Annotated in this window: 17 protein-coding genes and 3 pseudogenes; 14 read left to right on the forward strand and 6 right to left on the reverse strand. The window is 56.3% G+C overall.

Annotation, left to right across the window (positions count from 1 at the left end; translation table 11 throughout):
* The first annotated feature begins 84 nt into the window (after nucleotides 1-84).
* Both KRR23_RS05505 and KRR23_RS05510 read left to right on the forward strand, forming a co-directional pair.
* Nucleotides 85-378: a hypothetical protein gene (locus KRR23_RS05505; protein WP_216741672.1), complete on the forward strand. Its 294-nt coding sequence runs from the start codon at nucleotides 85-87 to the stop codon at nucleotides 376-378.
* A gap of 137 nt (nucleotides 379-515) precedes the next feature.
* Complete coding sequence (locus KRR23_RS05510; protein ID WP_216741673.1) at nucleotides 516-788, forward strand: hypothetical protein; 273 nt, start codon at nucleotides 516-518, stop codon at nucleotides 786-788.
* A 15-nt stretch (nucleotides 789-803) separates the two neighbouring features.
* On the opposite strand, the gene KRR23_RS05515 is transcribed toward KRR23_RS05510, so the two are convergent.
* From KRR23_RS05515 to KRR23_RS05525, 3 genes and pseudogenes are all read right to left on the reverse strand, one after another.
* Complete coding sequence (locus KRR23_RS05515; RefSeq protein ID WP_216741674.1) at nucleotides 804-1280, reverse strand: hypothetical protein; 477 nt, start codon at nucleotides 1278-1280, stop codon at nucleotides 804-806.
* A gap of 81 nt (nucleotides 1281-1361) precedes the next feature.
* Nucleotides 1362-2575: pseudogene (locus KRR23_RS05520) on the reverse strand (YqaJ viral recombinase family protein).
* Nucleotides 2572-3186 (reverse strand): annotated as a pseudogene (locus tag KRR23_RS05525) (RecT family recombinase); the annotation flags it as partial. The pseudogenes KRR23_RS05520 and KRR23_RS05525, both read right to left, overlap by 4 nt.
* Nucleotides 3187-3209: 23 nt before the next feature.
* Between KRR23_RS05525 and KRR23_RS05530 the strand changes: the two are divergent.
* Nucleotides 3210-3851 carry a phage tail tape measure C-terminal domain-containing protein gene (locus KRR23_RS05530; RefSeq protein ID WP_216741675.1) on the forward strand — a complete coding sequence of 214 codons (642 nt, stop codon included), beginning with the start codon at nucleotides 3210-3212 and terminating at the stop codon, nucleotides 3849-3851.
* An 18-nt stretch (nucleotides 3852-3869) separates the two neighbouring features.
* Here the strand turns inward: KRR23_RS05530 and KRR23_RS05535 are convergent, their stop codons facing one another.
* Nucleotides 3870-4070, reverse strand: a complete 201-nt coding sequence (locus tag KRR23_RS05535; protein WP_216741676.1) for a hypothetical protein — start codon at nucleotides 4068-4070, stop codon at nucleotides 3870-3872.
* A gap of 64 nt (nucleotides 4071-4134) precedes the next feature.
* Between KRR23_RS05535 and KRR23_RS05540 the strand changes: the two genes are divergently transcribed.
* The 5 genes from KRR23_RS05540 to KRR23_RS05560 all read left to right on the forward strand — a co-directional run bounded on the left by KRR23_RS05540 (nucleotide 4135) and on the right by KRR23_RS05560 (nucleotide 7802).
* Nucleotides 4135-4473: a phage tail protein gene (locus tag KRR23_RS05540; protein WP_216741677.1), complete on the forward strand. Its 339-nt coding sequence runs from the start codon at nucleotides 4135-4137 to the stop codon at nucleotides 4471-4473.
* 11 nt (nucleotides 4474-4484) lie between these two features.
* Complete coding sequence (locus tag KRR23_RS05545; RefSeq protein ID WP_216741678.1) at nucleotides 4485-5237, forward strand: phage minor tail protein L; 753 nt, start codon at nucleotides 4485-4487, stop codon at nucleotides 5235-5237.
* A 2-nt stretch (nucleotides 5238-5239) separates the two neighbouring features.
* The gene (locus KRR23_RS05550) at nucleotides 5240-6025 is read left to right on the forward strand and encodes a C40 family peptidase (protein ID WP_216741679.1); all 786 of its coding nucleotides are present in this window, start codon (nucleotides 5240-5242) and stop codon (nucleotides 6023-6025) included.
* Between the two features lie 311 nt (nucleotides 6026-6336).
* Complete coding sequence (locus tag KRR23_RS05555) at nucleotides 6337-7290, forward strand: DUF2974 domain-containing protein (RefSeq protein WP_216741680.1); 954 nt, start codon at nucleotides 6337-6339, stop codon at nucleotides 7288-7290.
* 242 nt (nucleotides 7291-7532) lie between these two features.
* Nucleotides 7533-7802: a YceK/YidQ family lipoprotein gene (locus tag KRR23_RS05560; RefSeq protein ID WP_216741681.1), complete on the forward strand. Its 270-nt coding sequence runs from the start codon at nucleotides 7533-7535 to the stop codon at nucleotides 7800-7802.
* Between the two features lie 140 nt (nucleotides 7803-7942).
* On the opposite strand, the gene KRR23_RS05565 is transcribed toward KRR23_RS05560, so the two are convergent.
* Nucleotides 7943-8251 carry a hypothetical protein gene (locus KRR23_RS05565; protein ID WP_216741682.1) on the reverse strand — a complete coding sequence of 103 codons (309 nt, stop codon included), beginning with the start codon at nucleotides 8249-8251 and terminating at the stop codon, nucleotides 7943-7945.
* A gap of 130 nt (nucleotides 8252-8381) precedes the next feature.
* On the reverse strand, nucleotides 8382-8789 hold the full coding sequence (locus KRR23_RS05570; protein ID WP_216741683.1) for a hypothetical protein: 408 nt from the start codon (nucleotides 8787-8789) through the stop codon (nucleotides 8382-8384).
* A gap of 101 nt (nucleotides 8790-8890) precedes the next feature.
* Here KRR23_RS05570 and KRR23_RS05575 point away from each other — a divergent pair, with 101 nt between their 5' ends.
* The 6 genes and pseudogenes from KRR23_RS05575 to KRR23_RS05600 all read left to right on the forward strand — a co-directional run bounded on the left by KRR23_RS05575 (nucleotide 8891) and on the right by KRR23_RS05600 (nucleotide 14805).
* The gene (locus KRR23_RS05575; RefSeq protein ID WP_216741684.1) at nucleotides 8891-9478 is read left to right on the forward strand and encodes a hypothetical protein; all 588 of its coding nucleotides are present in this window, start codon (nucleotides 8891-8893) and stop codon (nucleotides 9476-9478) included.
* A gap of 17 nt (nucleotides 9479-9495) precedes the next feature.
* Nucleotides 9496-9840 carry a hypothetical protein gene (locus KRR23_RS05580; protein WP_216741685.1) on the forward strand — a complete coding sequence of 115 codons (345 nt, stop codon included), beginning with the start codon at nucleotides 9496-9498 and terminating at the stop codon, nucleotides 9838-9840.
* Between the two features lie 55 nt (nucleotides 9841-9895).
* Nucleotides 9896-10483 (forward strand): tail assembly protein, encoded by a 588-nt coding sequence (locus tag KRR23_RS05585; RefSeq protein WP_216741686.1) that lies wholly within the window; start codon nucleotides 9896-9898, stop codon nucleotides 10481-10483.
* A 59-nt stretch (nucleotides 10484-10542) separates the two neighbouring features.
* Nucleotides 10543-13801, forward strand: a pseudogene (locus KRR23_RS05590) (host specificity protein J).
* 3 nt (nucleotides 13802-13804) lie between these two features.
* The gene (locus KRR23_RS05595) at nucleotides 13805-14128 is read left to right on the forward strand and encodes a hypothetical protein (protein ID WP_253911931.1); all 324 of its coding nucleotides are present in this window, start codon (nucleotides 13805-13807) and stop codon (nucleotides 14126-14128) included.
* Complete coding sequence (locus tag KRR23_RS05600; RefSeq protein ID WP_216741687.1) at nucleotides 14128-14805, forward strand: hypothetical protein; 678 nt, start codon at nucleotides 14128-14130, stop codon at nucleotides 14803-14805. The genes KRR23_RS05595 and KRR23_RS05600 overlap by 1 nt, the downstream gene beginning before the upstream one ends.
* Nucleotides 14806-14868 lie beyond the last annotated feature (63 nt).

Consider the following 14868-nt stretch of genomic DNA (forward strand, 5'->3'; position numbering starts at 1 on the left):
CGCCGCCCTCCGTGACCGGTGGTGGCAATTTGGTTTTTGTTGGGGTATTACGGGTGACCGGCATGGAGCCGGAGGAGATGTGTTATGTCTGAACTGCCTTCAGATTTTCGAGAGAAAGCGTTCCAATCACTTGCGGACAACAAAGAGAAAGCCCTTTGCGCTTTGATCAGAGCCCTTCTTGATAAGGGCGCGGACATCAATGCGCTCATCGACATGGCTGAAGCTGATTTGAGAGAAAACTTCAACGAAGGCCATGCAATCACCGTTCTAAATGATCTCAAAACGGCTTACGGTTTGGTTAAGGGGGTGTTTAGGAAAACTGACCCAGCCCTCGACGATCCATCTAAAAAGGATGTGAAGGAGTGGCCTCGCCGCTAGCAAGACGCGTTATGGCGTTCTTCTTTCGCGCGCCACCCTCCGTGATCGGATGCGACAGCGGGGTGGTGGCAATTTGGTTTTAGATGAGGTTCGATATAGCGCCTAATTCATAAGCGCTCATCAATAGGATTGAAAAAATGATCAAAAAGGGAAACCACGAGCACTGGGGCGAAGAACTGGAGTATGTGGAAATCGACCTTCGCTCACCCAAATACAAAAATCGGATGATCGAATTCATTGAGAAACGAAATCAGCTGACGAGTGAATTGGAATTTGACATCAGGGCCGAATGGACCGCTGAAAAATTTCATCCAAACATGTCTATGAGCGAAGACGAACTGCTGGAATTTGCTGATGTTGTTAACGGATGGGTCGCCAAAATCAAGAAAGAAAGAGCTCAACGGGACTAAGCCTTTCGTCAATGTTTAGTCGCCAGGGTCGCGCCTTAGTTCGGCCCTACTGGCTTCTTCGAACTTGCGCGCCACGTTTTCGCTAAATACGATTTCGTGTCGCGGAATGCGTAGATACTTGGCAGAGCTTTCCGGCCCGGCCGCATGCGCACACAGAATTAGCAGCTCAATCACATGCTTCTGGCTGTCCCCGTGCAGGCTCTTGGCAATCTCATTCAGCTGATCGAGAGCACCAGGCCTGACGTGATGTCGGATCAATCCATGTGGTGACGGCGGAAGCTCAGTGGCGGCCTGCGAAAGAGCCGCAACCGGATCAGCATTCAAAATCAGCAGTTGCAACGCCTCGCCAGCTTCCTCGATCTCGTTCCAGATCATCAGGTCGGCCAGCATCTGCGTGATGCCGTGGCGCACTTTGTGGCGCAACTCCACTTCCTGCTTTGCCTTCCGCTTCAATGCCACCTTGGCAGATCGCGTCTTTCCATCCGCTGCCATGGCCTACCTCCCTGATTCCGCTGGCCGGCAGGCCCAGCCAAGGCTGCCGGCGTCGTTGATTTACTGCTCGCTTCATCCTGCTCATGCCGCGGCGTTCACCAGGGTTACGCCGGCCATGCTGAATAGCGAACCTTGCTGAGCAACCAGGGCATCTAGCGCTTCCCGGTTCACGGTCAGCATGCTGAGCGGCGCGAGTCCGCCGGCAACGGCGTGCACCAGGGCTTCCAGGTCCGTGACTTCCGCTCGGTAGGTCACCGACTTTGCTGTGGTCACTGCGGGCTTCGCAATTGCGGCAACCGCTGGAGCAGCTTTAACCAGGGAAGACGTCGGTGCTGGCTGTACAGGTGCCGGCTCGATGACCGGTTTGGTTTCATCCGCAATCCGCTGCAGCTCTTCCGTACGAATCCGCTCGCGCTGCGTCTCTTCCTTGGCGGCCTCGGCTTTTTGATGCTCCGAGATCCGCACCTTGATCAGCGCGACCAGGTCGTCATTGGCTTTGAGCACCAGTTGCTGGACGTCGTTGAACAGGAATACGTAGTCGGCGGCTTCTCTGCATCAGCGAAGTGTTGGTCGGTCTGTAGGTCGGTATTGATCGAGTCGAACACGGCCAGCGAGTGAGCCTTGAACTGCTCCAGGTTGCTGGCGGTAACCATGCCGGTGACTTCGATGCGTAGGGCAGGCAGGCTTTCAGGTGTCTTGCCTACGGCCTCAGGCAGAACCTCGGCTGGTGTGAAGTCGAGCAAGTCAGCCTGGAACTGCTTCCACCCGGCAATGAGTGTTGCGGCGCGACCCGGTACTGGCGCGTATTCCATCGATACGAAATTGTCCTCAGTGCCGTCGGAACAAACGAAGATCACTTTCTCCGCGCCGCTCACCAGGAGTTGCTGCTCGAGCTGCCAGTAATAGTGCGGATCAAGAGTGCCGGCCTGCACGTCGGCCGCGAGCTGCTCGTTCCACATTTTGTGCTCGAACAGCGTTTCACCGAGCATGGTGCAACCGTCGAGCGAGGCGAGCAGGTCACCCTCGGTACCGACAACAGGGAACAGATCTTCGCCGTTCCGCGCTTCCAATATCGGCCGCGCCATGGCTTCGGCTTCATGGCCCTTGTCGAACAGGTATTTCTGCACCCACCACGACACGTCGCGGTCGAGGCCGGTCTTCTTGGCGTGGAGGAGTTCGGTGCGCTTCATCTGTTTGGACGCGCCCATCATCGCCGGCGCCTCGGAGGCTGTGAAGTAGTTAGCGCGGAGCGCGTGCCAGGCTTCGGAGCCCTGAGCGACGTTATGGATTTTCATTCTTGCTCTCCTTCAATCGGTGCGAGGGCCTTGATCTTTTCGATCTGCTCTTCACTCAGGGTGAATTTGCTGCTGACGGTTGCGATCAGATGGCCAGGGGAAGACTTGCCGGCGTCGACCGCGATCTGCCATTTCGGCAGGTTCTCGGTGAGCTTTTCTTCGGGGTAGGGCGGAAGCTCGGCGGTGCCCCGGGTCTTCGCCGGCGAAACGTCGCGGATGATCGGCGCTGTTTCCTCGAGTTCGTCGGGGCTGTACACGCCAAGGATCACGTCGGGGCAATAGAGGCGGGACCAGCGTTTGGTGGCGAGGTAGGCCAGCTGCTGGCGGGGATCATCGGCCCAGAGCGTGCTGTTGCGGGTGCGAGCCTGTGCCAGCAGCAACTCCAGCACGCGGGGCTCATCCTCACCGCGGAACGTGGCCCAGACCTTCACGCCCAAGCCTTCCTCATCAGCCAGCACCCAGCCAGGCACCCGGTACTCGCCTTTGTCGCCAGTCTTGATGGTGAATTTGCCTATCACCTTTTCCCATGCGCCGTACCATTCGTAATGCAGGCGATCGAGCACCGGCGCGCAGGTGGTGATCACTGCGTTGACCAGTTGAGCCTCGTAGCCTGTTCGGCAACGCCTTCAGTTCGATGGAAGACGCGGTCGTCAACTTCGCCATGACTGGGAAGCTGTCGTTCGCTGATTTCACCAAGTCGATTTTGGCGGACATGGCGCGGATTGCTGCGCGGCAGGCCAGCTCGGCGTTGCTGAGTAGTTTGGTCGGCGCTGGCATCAGTTACTTCACCGGCAGTGGTACTGGCGCAACAGGTGCTGCAACGGCCGGCGGTGCAGAGGCTGGCGCGCAGAGCTTCGGCAGTCAGTTTGATGCCAGCTCCGCCACGGTGACCTTCGGTGGTGGCCGAGCTTCGGGTGGTGGTGTTGATCCGAACACGCTGTACGAAGTGAACGAGAAGGGGCCGGAGTTGTTCAGTCAGGGCGGCAGGTCCTACCTGATGACCGGCGCCGAGGGCGGTAGCGTGACGCCGCTGACTTCTGGTGGTGGGCCGAGCATCGCGGCAATGGGCGGCGGTGGGGCGACGGCAACGCAGATAAACGTTGTGGTGAACATTTCCAGCGACGGCGGTACCGATGCCTCCAGTGATTCGCAAAGTGCTGCAGCAGACGACTTCGCCAAGACAATCGCGCCGATGATCGAGCGAGTCTACGAGCAGAAAATGCGCAAGGACTTGGGGCAGGGCGGGCGAATCCGTACTGCAATAAAGGGTGGCTGACGCCCGCAAAAACGCCGTTCAAAGGACTCTTTTGGCTTCAGCTATGGCTTTTTCCTCAATTTGAGAAAAGGTCAGGCTGGAGTCAAACGGGATAGTCACGGTGGCCTCTCCCATAAAGATGCCCTCGTAGCCTTCATCAGGGTCCAGCAGTAGGCGGACCGAGAATATTTCGGGCTCTAAGTCTGGGTTATGACTGACAGATCGAATCCGAATTTGCATTTGGCGCTCCCTCTAGTGGTCAGTCGAGGCTACTCCGAAGAGTCTACCCACGAAAGGACAATACATGGCACTCGAGACATTCACTTGGCAGATCGAAAAGGGTGCCGCTGGTGAGATCAAACAGCGCGTTCGCACCAAGCAATTCGGCGATGGCTATGGCCAGACTGTTTCGGACGGCATCAACAACAAGATGCAGTCCTGGCCCATCAGCCACACCGGCACCGCGGTGCGGATCAAGGAAATCATGGCCTTCCTCGATCGCCATCAAGGCGCAAAAGCCTTTCTCTGGACGCCGCCACTCGGCGAACTCGGCCTCTACAAATGCAACGGCTATCAGCCCATCCACAAGGGCGGCGCGGCGTACACGCTGACCGCTACCTTCGAACAAACCTTTCACCCTTAAGGGAAACCCTGATGGTATTAATCACGGACATCCAGAAACTGGAGCCCGGCGGGGAAGTGCGGCTGTTTGAAATCGACGGTACCGAATACGGCGCCGACGTTCTGCGCTTTCACGCTCACGCAATCCCGCACACACCGGAAGAGCTCTTGGCTTATGCCGGCTCGCCGGATGAGTTGCCAGCGAAATCGATTTGGTGGCAAGGCAACGAGTACGCAGCCTGGCCGGTGCAGATCGAAGGCATTGGCGCGGACAGCAACGGCACCGCCACGCGCCCAACCTTCAGCGCGGGCAACGTCAACGGACGCATTACCGCGCTGTGTCTAGCCTTCGAGGACCTGCTGAAGTTTCAGCTGACGGTTCGCGAGACGCTGGCCCAGTACCTGGACGCGGCGAATTTCCCCGAGGGCAACCCGACCGCCGACCCGACGCAGGAAGCGCTGGAAATTTGGTACATCGACCAGAAGACCGGCGAAGACGGGGAGGTCGTGCAGTGGGAGCTGTCCTCGCCGGGCGAGATCGATAACCACGGGCTACCCGGTCGGCAGATGACGACCTTCTGCCACTGGGCCATGACTGGCGGTTACCGCGGACCGAATTGCGGCTACACCGGTGCACTGATGTTTGATGACGACGACAACCCTACGGATGACCCGAGCAAGGATCAGTGCAAGGGCGGCCTGAAGTCCTGCAAGTTGCGCTTTGGCCAGAACAACCAACTCCCGCACGGTGGTTTCCCCGCCGTGTCCCTGATCGCTCGGAGCTGAGCATGCACAAACATATCTTGAGTGCGATCCAGGCTCATGCGGCAGCCGAGTACCCGAAAGAGTGCTGCGGCCTGGTGCTGGCGATTGGACGAAAGCAGCAGTACTTCCCGTGCCGCAACATCGCGACCGAACCCAGTGAGGAGTTCCGGCTTGATCCGGAGGACTACGCCGCGGCGGAAGACCTGGGTGAAGTAATCGGCATCGTTCACTCGCATCCGGACGCTACCAGCCGACCGTCACCGCATGACTTGGCCATGTGCGAGGCCACGGCCTTGCCTTGGCACATTCTGAGCTGGCCCGAAGCAGATCTGCGCACCATCGTCCCGACCGGCAGCACGCCGCTACTTAATCGTCCGTTCGTGCATGGCGCCTGGGATTGCTGGCAGGTCTGCGCTGACTGGTACAAGCGCGAGTGGGGGCTGGAGTTCGAAGCCTTCACGCGGGCCGACGGCTGGTGGGAAAGCACCGACAACGCCAGTCTGTACGAGGCGAACTATGAGGCGGCTGGGTTCTATCGAGTCGATCAGCCGCAGCGCGGCGACATGGTCGTGATGGAAGTCGGGCGGACGGTTCACCCGAACCACGCCGGGATATTCCTCGGTGCCGATCCAGCTTTGCCGGATGAAGATGCCGTGACCTTCGGACCAGGTCCTTTCCTGCTGCACCACCTCTACGGGCGGCCTTCAGAGATCATCGTTTTTGGTGGGCCTTGGCTGGATCGAACACGCCTAATCCTCAGGCACAAAGAAGTTTATTCCAGACTCCCTGTCAATCTATTGGGTTATTAAATGTTTCGCCCAAAGAGCAATGCTAGGCGTTCATGGAGATGTGAGAGTGAAAGTTTGCTGGTTGTGAGTGTTTCTCAAAAGAGAAACGATGATGAATGATTTTTACTTACAAGATTTTATGTTGCTTTTTTTGGTGGTGGTAAGTTGTAATATTTCGGAATAATGTTGAGTGCTAAATATGAATTGATGCTTGTTTTTTAAAGCTTGACGTGTACGGGTTCTTCGTCTTGTATCTATCTTGAGTTTTAAGGTTTAAGTCTAATTGCTAGGGCGCTATTAATTTTAGGACTGGTAGGGGCGAAGGAGGCGTGATGCAAGATATTTTAGTGTTGAAAGGCTGGAGGGCGTTATTGATGTCATTGCTCTTGGTTGGGTGTACAGCCTTTAACCAAGGGCCAGAAGAAGTTACTGTCCGGGAGCCGGGCCACAGACTCCTTGGTAACCCTGTGCCGAACCGAGCAGAGGCTGTTAAGCATTGGCAGTACGCTTGGCTATCGGATGCTGCATATGCAAGGGCAGTAGATGGCGCGTCAAAAGAAATTTGTACAGGGACAGATGCCGATCAAGTCCTCGAAAAGCATGATTGGAAGCGCTGGAAGGACTTTCCCATCCCGGGCGGGCACCTAGATTCTATGATGCGAAACTCTCACCTCAGGACAGAGGTTTGGGAGAATAGGAAGTTACAAGAGATAGTGGTTGCATTCGGTGGTACGGAGGCTAAGAGTGGCAAAGATTGGTTATCAAATTTTCGCTGGTTCACATTTAAATTTGATGATGAATATACAGTTCTAGTCAAGCAGCTTGCGCCGGCTTTTGTAGAGGAAGTATCTAGGAGGATGAAGGGGGATGACTATAAGTGGCTAAATGAAGCCAGGTTTATCTCGGTGGGGCACTCTTTGGGTGGTGGGCTGGCTCAGCAATTTGCTTATGCATTGCCAGGCTCAAGTGTGAATTTAAAGGTTACGCAGGTTTACGCCTTCGACCCATCACCAGTTACAGGCTTCTTTAGTGTGGATAAAACAACTAGGGATGCAAATAAAGCTGGGCTTTTTATCGATAGGATTTATGAGCGTGGAGAGGGGTTGGCTATATTAAGATCGTTCACAAGTGTCTTTGTGCGCCCCTCGGATATCAATCCCACAATCAGAGGGGTGCGTTACAGTCTGATACAGAAAGGTAATGCGATTTCTAATCATTCGATACATAACTTTGCTTGCAGGGTTCAAAAAGCTGCGGGGATGGAAACAGGAGAGGTCCGTTTGTAGGTCAATTAGATCAACTCTTAGCTTCCATGGATGCTAAGAGTTCTCTTGGGGGTGATTCAAGATTAGTGGTCACAAGTGCTTTGATCTGTTCTGACAGAGATCAGTTGGTTTCGGTTAGCAACTTCAGAACAGCACGACCGAAAGCTCTCAATGATAGGTGGATGCATTGGGAGTTCGCGCTGACGCATCTCCTACTCCTTCGTTGATGCTAAAGTCTCGCCAAATCTCAACGAGGGAACGACATGAAATTGATCGTAGGAGCGTTGGCTGTCGCGTTGCTGGCGGGGTGCTCGACTTTTTCCGAAACCTTTGGTGATCGCCCACGCTGCGGCGCTCACCCCTATTGCGGATCTTCCACTGATATTGAGCTGATCAAGGCCACAACGGACGAAAGCGCTGGAGTCTTGCGCGCCCTGGTACCGTTGGCAGTGATCGACCTACCATTCAGCATGGTCGCCGATACGTTATTTTTGCCATATACCGCCTTCCATACAGAGCCTGCTCAGAAGTAGCTGACTTGATCAGACGTGAAAAAGCCCAGTCTAGTGCTGGGCTTTGTTGTTTCTGCGGCTCGGTCGGGTCCTATCCGCGCCGAAATTGGCGCAATCCCAGTCCTTGGGCTTGCAGGCAAAGGACTGGGAAAAAGAAGTTCTTAGAGCCCCAAGTCTTTACAGAGCTTTTCAGCCATCAACCTGTAGCCAGGACGTACAGTTGGATTGGTATCGACATCTGTCAGAAAGTCGGCAAATGTATTGAGTTGGTCTTCATCGTCCTGCGTGAGGTGACGATCAATTGGAGCCAGAAAATCACAGATCTCAGGGGCGTCCAAACTGGGTGGAAGCGATCCGTTGGCCGTGAACTGATCCATTTCTTTGTAAATTGCCGATCGAATTGCAGCCTTTCTATGAGGGCCTTTATGAGTGATCGCGAGGGCCGCTTTGAGAATGTCACCTTTTGCCATTTGCTTGCTTCCGATGCATGTGAAGGCAGGAGGCTACTATCCGGGGGTGGCTGAGTGCTACTGGTATTCCATCCATGCTGGATGCCTGGACAGGCTTGCGCTTTCAGCGTCAATAGTCAGCGAGCAACGTTCAAAGCACACTGAAATGGGTTTCATCGTTAACGTCCTCTAGCTTGATCTGCACACCATTTGTAAAGTGAAATGCTATGGTGCTTCCGGTGGCGGTGGGTGCCATGACGTATTCGCTTAACGCGACTCCCACAACTCCTGCGAGAGCACCCACATCTATATGTGGGTAATTCCAGCCTTCCTCCGGATCGATCCAGGGCTCGGGTGGTGTTGAGGAGGATCGCCAGAAGATAATGCCGCAATCAAAATAGGCTCTGTGCAGCCGACCACCGAAACTGATGTGACTCACGTTCGCCGGGGCGATCACTTTCCCATCACAGGCAAATGACTCGCAGATGAAGGAGTCGCATACCAGGCCGGTTAGGTCCGGAGGTGCGCCGTTGATTTCCAGCTCAAGAGTTTGATTCATGTTCCCTTGCTCGGTTGAAAGCACGCTGAGGTTGTTCGCGATTCTTTTTGCATCCTACCCCTCAGTGCTACAGTCTCGCCAAATCTCAACGAGGGAACGATATGAAATTGTTAATAGGAGCTTTGGCGGTGGTGCTGTTGGCTGGCTGTCTTGACGAGGGGAAACGATCGGAGGGGCTCGTTAATGCCACGAAGCAGGCAGAAGAGGTCGTAATAGCTACCAACTCCCCTGATGCGGCGGTTAAGTCATGGTGGTCAGTCAAAGACGCAGGCATGCTCCTTGACCGTGAAGCCTGTTATGAGTATGAGAGGTTGAAAAGTCCTACGATCGAGAAATTAAAATCTCTGGCTTCGAGCGATCTTCCTATCGGGAAAGTATGCATCGACGACCTATTGTCGTTTGACCGAAAAATTACCAAGGTTAAAATTGAGTCTGATACCAGAGCAGTGGTTATGGCCGTGATCAAAAACTCCACCCCGCCAGAGCCTGGGGCAGAACTTGGCGATAGAGATCGAGAGGCCAAAGAGTTGGGAGAGCAATACCGGTATACACTTGAGCGGAAAGACACATCAAGCTACTGGCAAATCTCAAGGATTGAGAATTTCCCTTCCTATGCTCGGGACTGGCAGGATGCGTACACAAAGCCTACGCCATCAAACAACCGGTATGTTTATGAACAATTACAGTAATTAAGGGAGTGGATTGCATGAAATTGTTCGTAGGGGCTTTGGTTGTGGCGATGCTGGCGGGGTGTTCGACGCCCGGCGATTTGAAAAAAAATGATCCCACGATCAACTCAAGCAGCAGCAAGACACCGAAACAGTACGCACTTTGCGTATTCCCAAAGTGGCAGGAGGAGCGCTCAACCTCGACCATGTCTGAAACAGAGGATGGGTATCGCCTGATTGTCGCGACAGACATGATGACAGACGAAGTGCTTGAGATCGGCAGATCTGGCAAGGGAAGCAAGGTCGCATTGTATCAACGCATGCCGTGGTCAAAAATGGTGGGGCGAGGTGCGATAGAAGATGCAGTTCGCCGCTGCCTCTAACTGATAATAAAGACAAACCGCCTACCGGCGGTTTTTTTACGCCTGGAGAAAAGCAATGGCCGCACTTGCTACTGAATACCAACCGATGACTACGATTTTACTTTATGGACAGCTACGGCAATTTGGCCGCTCCTTCAGATTGGCCGTGAGATCACCCAGCGAAGCAATAAAAGCACTTTGTATTCAAATTCCCGGATTTGAACGATTCATTTCCAATGCAAAGTCCAGAGGCCTGGAGTTTGCCGTCTTTCGGGGCTCGAAGAATCTTGAGGAGAAAGAGTTGGGCTATGGTGGCACTGGTGACATTCGCATCGCCCCAGTTGTTTCCGGCAGTAAGCGAGCTGGGATTCTTCAAACCATCGTCGGAGCAGTCCTGATCGTCGCCTCATTTTTTGCGGGCGCCGCTGGGCCTGGATTGATGGCGGCTGGTGTAGGCATGGTCGCCGGCGGTGTAATTCAAATGCTCAGCCCTCAACCCAACGGCCTGAAGACCAGCGCCGCTCCTGAAAACACTCCCGGCTACGCCTTCGGCAGCGCCAAGAACACCACGGCATCCGGCAACCCGGTACCGCTCTGCATCGGCAAGCGCCGCTGGGGCGGCGCAATCATCAGTGCCGCGATCTACGCCGAAGACCAGATGTAGCCAACTCACCAATCACTGCAACCGCCCAAGAGGCGGTATTTTTTTGCCTGGAGAAACGCATGGGCGCAGCACAACAGCTCGACATCTACGGTGCCAAGGGCGGATCGGACAAGCCAAAGACCACTACCGAAGCGCCGGACAGCCTACGCTCGGTGGCGATGTACAAGATCCTGATTGCGATGGGCGAGGGTGAATTCGCCGGCCAGCCTACGGCGCAGGACATCTACCTGGACAACACGCCGTTACAAGATCCACAGGGCAACATGAACTTCCCGAACGTGAAGTGGGAGTACCGTAGCGGCTCCGTCGAACAGGGCTACATCCAGGGTATCCCTTCTATCGAAAACGAAACCTTGCTGGGTATTGAGTTGCGCAGCGGCACACCGTGGGTTCGGGCGATCAGCAACACCGAGCTATCGGCCGTGCGCCTGCGCTTTGCTTGGCCAATGCTGCAATCGGTGGATTCCGAGAGCAACATCAACGGTTACCGGATCGAGTACAAGGTCGAGCTGGCTACCGACGGTGGTGCTTATCAGCAGGTGCTGAACGAGGCGGTCGACGGCAAGACCACCAGCCTCTACGAGCGCACGCGTCGCATCGATCTGCCCACAGCCGCCAGTGGTTGGCTGATCCGCGTAACTCGCATAACGCCAAACCAGAACAACAACAAAATCGCCGACACCATGCAGATCGCCGGTTTTACCGAGGTGATCGACGCGAAGCTGCGGTACCCGAACACCGCGCTGCTCTATATCGAGTTCTCGGCTGAGCAGTTCCGCAGCGTCCCGGCGGTGACTGTCGACTGCCTAGCGCGTAAGTGGCAGGTGCCGAGCAATTACGATCCGGAGACTCGAAGTTACACCGGTATCTGGGACGGCACTTTTAAGTTGGCTTGGACCGATAACCCTGCCTGGGTCACCTATGGCATCACCGTCAACGACCGCTTCGGCCTCGGCCGACGCATCAAACCCTGGCAGGTTGATAAGTGGGAGCTGTACCGGATCGCCCAGTGCTGCGACCAACTGGTACCGGATGGGAAGGGTGGCCAGGAGCCGCGTTTCATCTGCAACTTGAATCTGCAGGGCAAGGCTGACGCCTGGTCGCTGCTGCGCGACATTTCGGCCATTTACCGCGGCATGACCTACTGGGCTCAAGGCCAGGTCTTCACCCTGTCCGACATGCCGCGCGCGACCGACTTCGATTTTGCTTATACCCGGGCGAACGTCATCGACGGCAAGTTCACCTACTCGAGCGCGTCGGAGCGTACCCGGTACAGCCGCGCCCTGATCAGCTACGACAACCCGGCGAACAACTACGACACGGATGTCACCGCGGTGACCGATACCAAGCTGCAGCGTCGCTACGGCGACAATCCGCTGGAGATCAGCGCGATCGGCTGCACCCGCGAGTCGGAGGCACAGCGCCGCGGCAAGTGGGCGCTACTGACGAACTCCAAGGACCGCGGCATTTCCTTCAAGGTCGGCCTCGACGGTCGCATCCCGCTACCGGGCTACGTCATTCCCGTGGCGGACGAGCTGCTGGCCGGCCGCGCTGTCGGCGGGCGGATCTCGGCAGTGAACGGCCGGGTCATCACACTAGACCGCGACACCCAGGCCAAGGCTGGTGACCGACTGATTCTCAATCTGCCGAACGGCAAGTGTGAGGGCCGGACGGTGCAACTGGTCAGTGGTCGGAAGGTGACGGTGACCGTCGCGTATTCGGCGGCGCCGGAGCCGCAACTGGTGTGGGCACTGGACGCTGACGACTTGGCCATTCCGCTGTACCGGGTCACCAGTGTGTCGCGACCGGAGCCGGGTGTCTTCGAAATCTCGGCCGTCCAGTATGACCCGAGCAAGTTTGCGCACATCGACACCGGCGCGCGCCTGGAGGAGCGGCCGATCAGCGTGATCCCGATCACCGTGGTGCCGGCACCGGCCAGCGTTACGGTCACGTCGAACTCTGTTGTTTCGCAGGGCATCGCTGTCGCCACCATGACCATCACCTGGCCTGCGGTAAACGGTGCTGTTGGGTATGACGTTGAATGGCGCAAGGACAGCGGCAACTGGATCAAGCTGCAGCGCACCGGCATGACCAGCGTCGGCGTGGTAGGCATCTATGCTGGCGCCTACTTGGCCCGGGTGCGGGCGGTGAGTGCCTTCGACATTTCGTCGATCTGGAAGAGCTCGAACCTGACCCAGCTCAAGGGCAAGGAAGGTTTGCCGCCGGCGGTCACGCACCTGATTCCAACCAGCCTGGTCTATGGCATCCGCCTGAACTGGGGGTTCCCCGCTGGCGCCGAGGACACGCAGCGTACGGAAATCTGGTACAGCAAGACCGCTTCGCGGGATGACGCCGCCAAGCTTGGTGACTTCGCCTATCCGCAGGCTTCGCACGAACTGCAAAACATCCTCGCGGGTGCGAGCTTCTTTTTCTGGGCGCGGCTGGTGGATCGCACCGGCAACATTGGGCCGTGGTATCCGACCGGGATTGGCGTCAATGGCCAGGCCAGCTCGGACCAGAGCGAGTATGAGAAGTACTTCTATGGCCAGGTCACTGATTCAGCCCTGGGCAAGCACCTCGGCGACCGCATCAACCTGATTGCCCGGTTCGGTCAACAACCGTATTCAGGTTGTGTCTGGCGAGGTATCGGCGATCTCTGAAAAGGTCGACGGCGTGTTCGCCCAGGTGAACCCGACCATGGCGGGCGACACCGAGGGTTATGCCGGCTCCATCCAGGCCATGGTCGGCGTCTGGTCCGAGCAGTCCGCTCGCATCGAGGACGGTATTGCGACCGGCAAAAAGATCGAGACTGTTCAGGTGAAGCTCAACGAGAACAGCGCGGTCGTTCAGCAGGTCAGCCAGGCTCAAGTGGATCTTGAAGGCAAGGCCTCGGCCATGTGGTCGGTGAAGATGCAGATCGATTCGAACGGGCGCTATGTGGTTGCAGGTTTCGGCCTTGGCATCGAGAACGGTCCCGCCGGGCTGCAAAGTCAGTTCCTGGTACAAGCCGACCGGTTCGCGGTAGTGAGCGGGCTTTCTGGAGGTCCTGCCTCCGCGCCGTTCGTGGTGCAAAACGGCCAGACATTCATAAGTTCGGCGTTCATTGCGGACGGCACCATCACCAACGCCAAGATCGGCAGCTACATCAGCTCGGTCAACTATATCGCCGGTGTGCAGGGCTGGATTCTCAACAAGGACGGGACGCTGGAAATCAATGGTGTCGTTCCCGGTCAGGGGCGGCTGGTTATCAACTCGTGGAACGTTTCGGTTTACGACGCCAACAACGTGCTGCGCGTGCGTCTTGGATATCTGGGGTGAGATATGGCTTATGGAATGCGAGTTTGGGGCGGCGACGGGGCTCTCCAGATTGACGAAAACTCCTTCACGATGCGTGTCGTGCTATCGATCACCGTGACCTTCCCGACGACGAACAAGGGCAATCAGGATTTTTCTGTACCTGGCTGCAACGCCTCCAACTCGGTCGCGATGGTGGTTCCGACGGGGCCGTATAACTCGACCCTGGACTTTCAGTTTGAGACGGAAATGCTGACGGACGTCGCGCGGGTCTACAACCACACGCGAACGTTTGCCGCCAGTCTCGCCGCTCGCGGAACCATGCGTTTGATGGTCATAAGGTTTGCATAATGAGCTACGGTCTTTCGTTCATTAACAACGGCAATCAAGTCGTTATTGACTCTGAATATGCCCGGCTGTGCTGGATTTGCAGCGGTCGCTACGCGCCAACTCAAGAGTCTGGGCTGGGCTCGACGACGTACTTTCCCCGAGTCATCACCAGTGTCGAGCCGCCGCTGGTGTTCTGCCGTCCGGACACCGGTGGTATCGGCGGGCTTACCGCCATGCAGGTGATTGGCTCTGCTGGAAACTGGACCGGCTTCTACGTTCGCGCCTATGACGACAAAACCAATCAGCCCAACGGTCGGTACTTCGCGGCCACCTTCGGCGCACAGCCGGTAGCGCAGTTCGGGCTGCGACTGTGGGACGGCTCGTCCAAGCTGCTGTTCGATTCCGGTACGCCGTCGGTGCTGTTTACTAGGGCATTTCAAAACTGGACCTATCAGCGGTACGAAACCTCGTCTACCGGCAGTACAAAGATTTTCTACACGGTCCCGTTCAACTTCCCCGAGAACGAGTACCTGCTGATCAATACCTTCGGTATGAATATGGTGACGGGGGCTGCTGCCGGCCGACTGGTGAAAACGCTCTGGGACTTTTCGAACGGCACGCTGTACGCGGTCACCGATGGGTTCTTAAACCCAACAGCGTTTTTCATGCCGGCGATGTTCGCCAAGATCAACGCTTAACGATCTGAATTCAAATCGAGCCCGCCCAGTGCGGGCTTTTTATCGACTGCAAATAGGTAACAC

This window comes from Pseudomonas sp. CVAP#3 (assembly GCF_018986375.1).
Lineage (GTDB): Bacteria > Pseudomonadota > Gammaproteobacteria > Pseudomonadales > Pseudomonadaceae > Aquipseudomonas > Aquipseudomonas helvetica.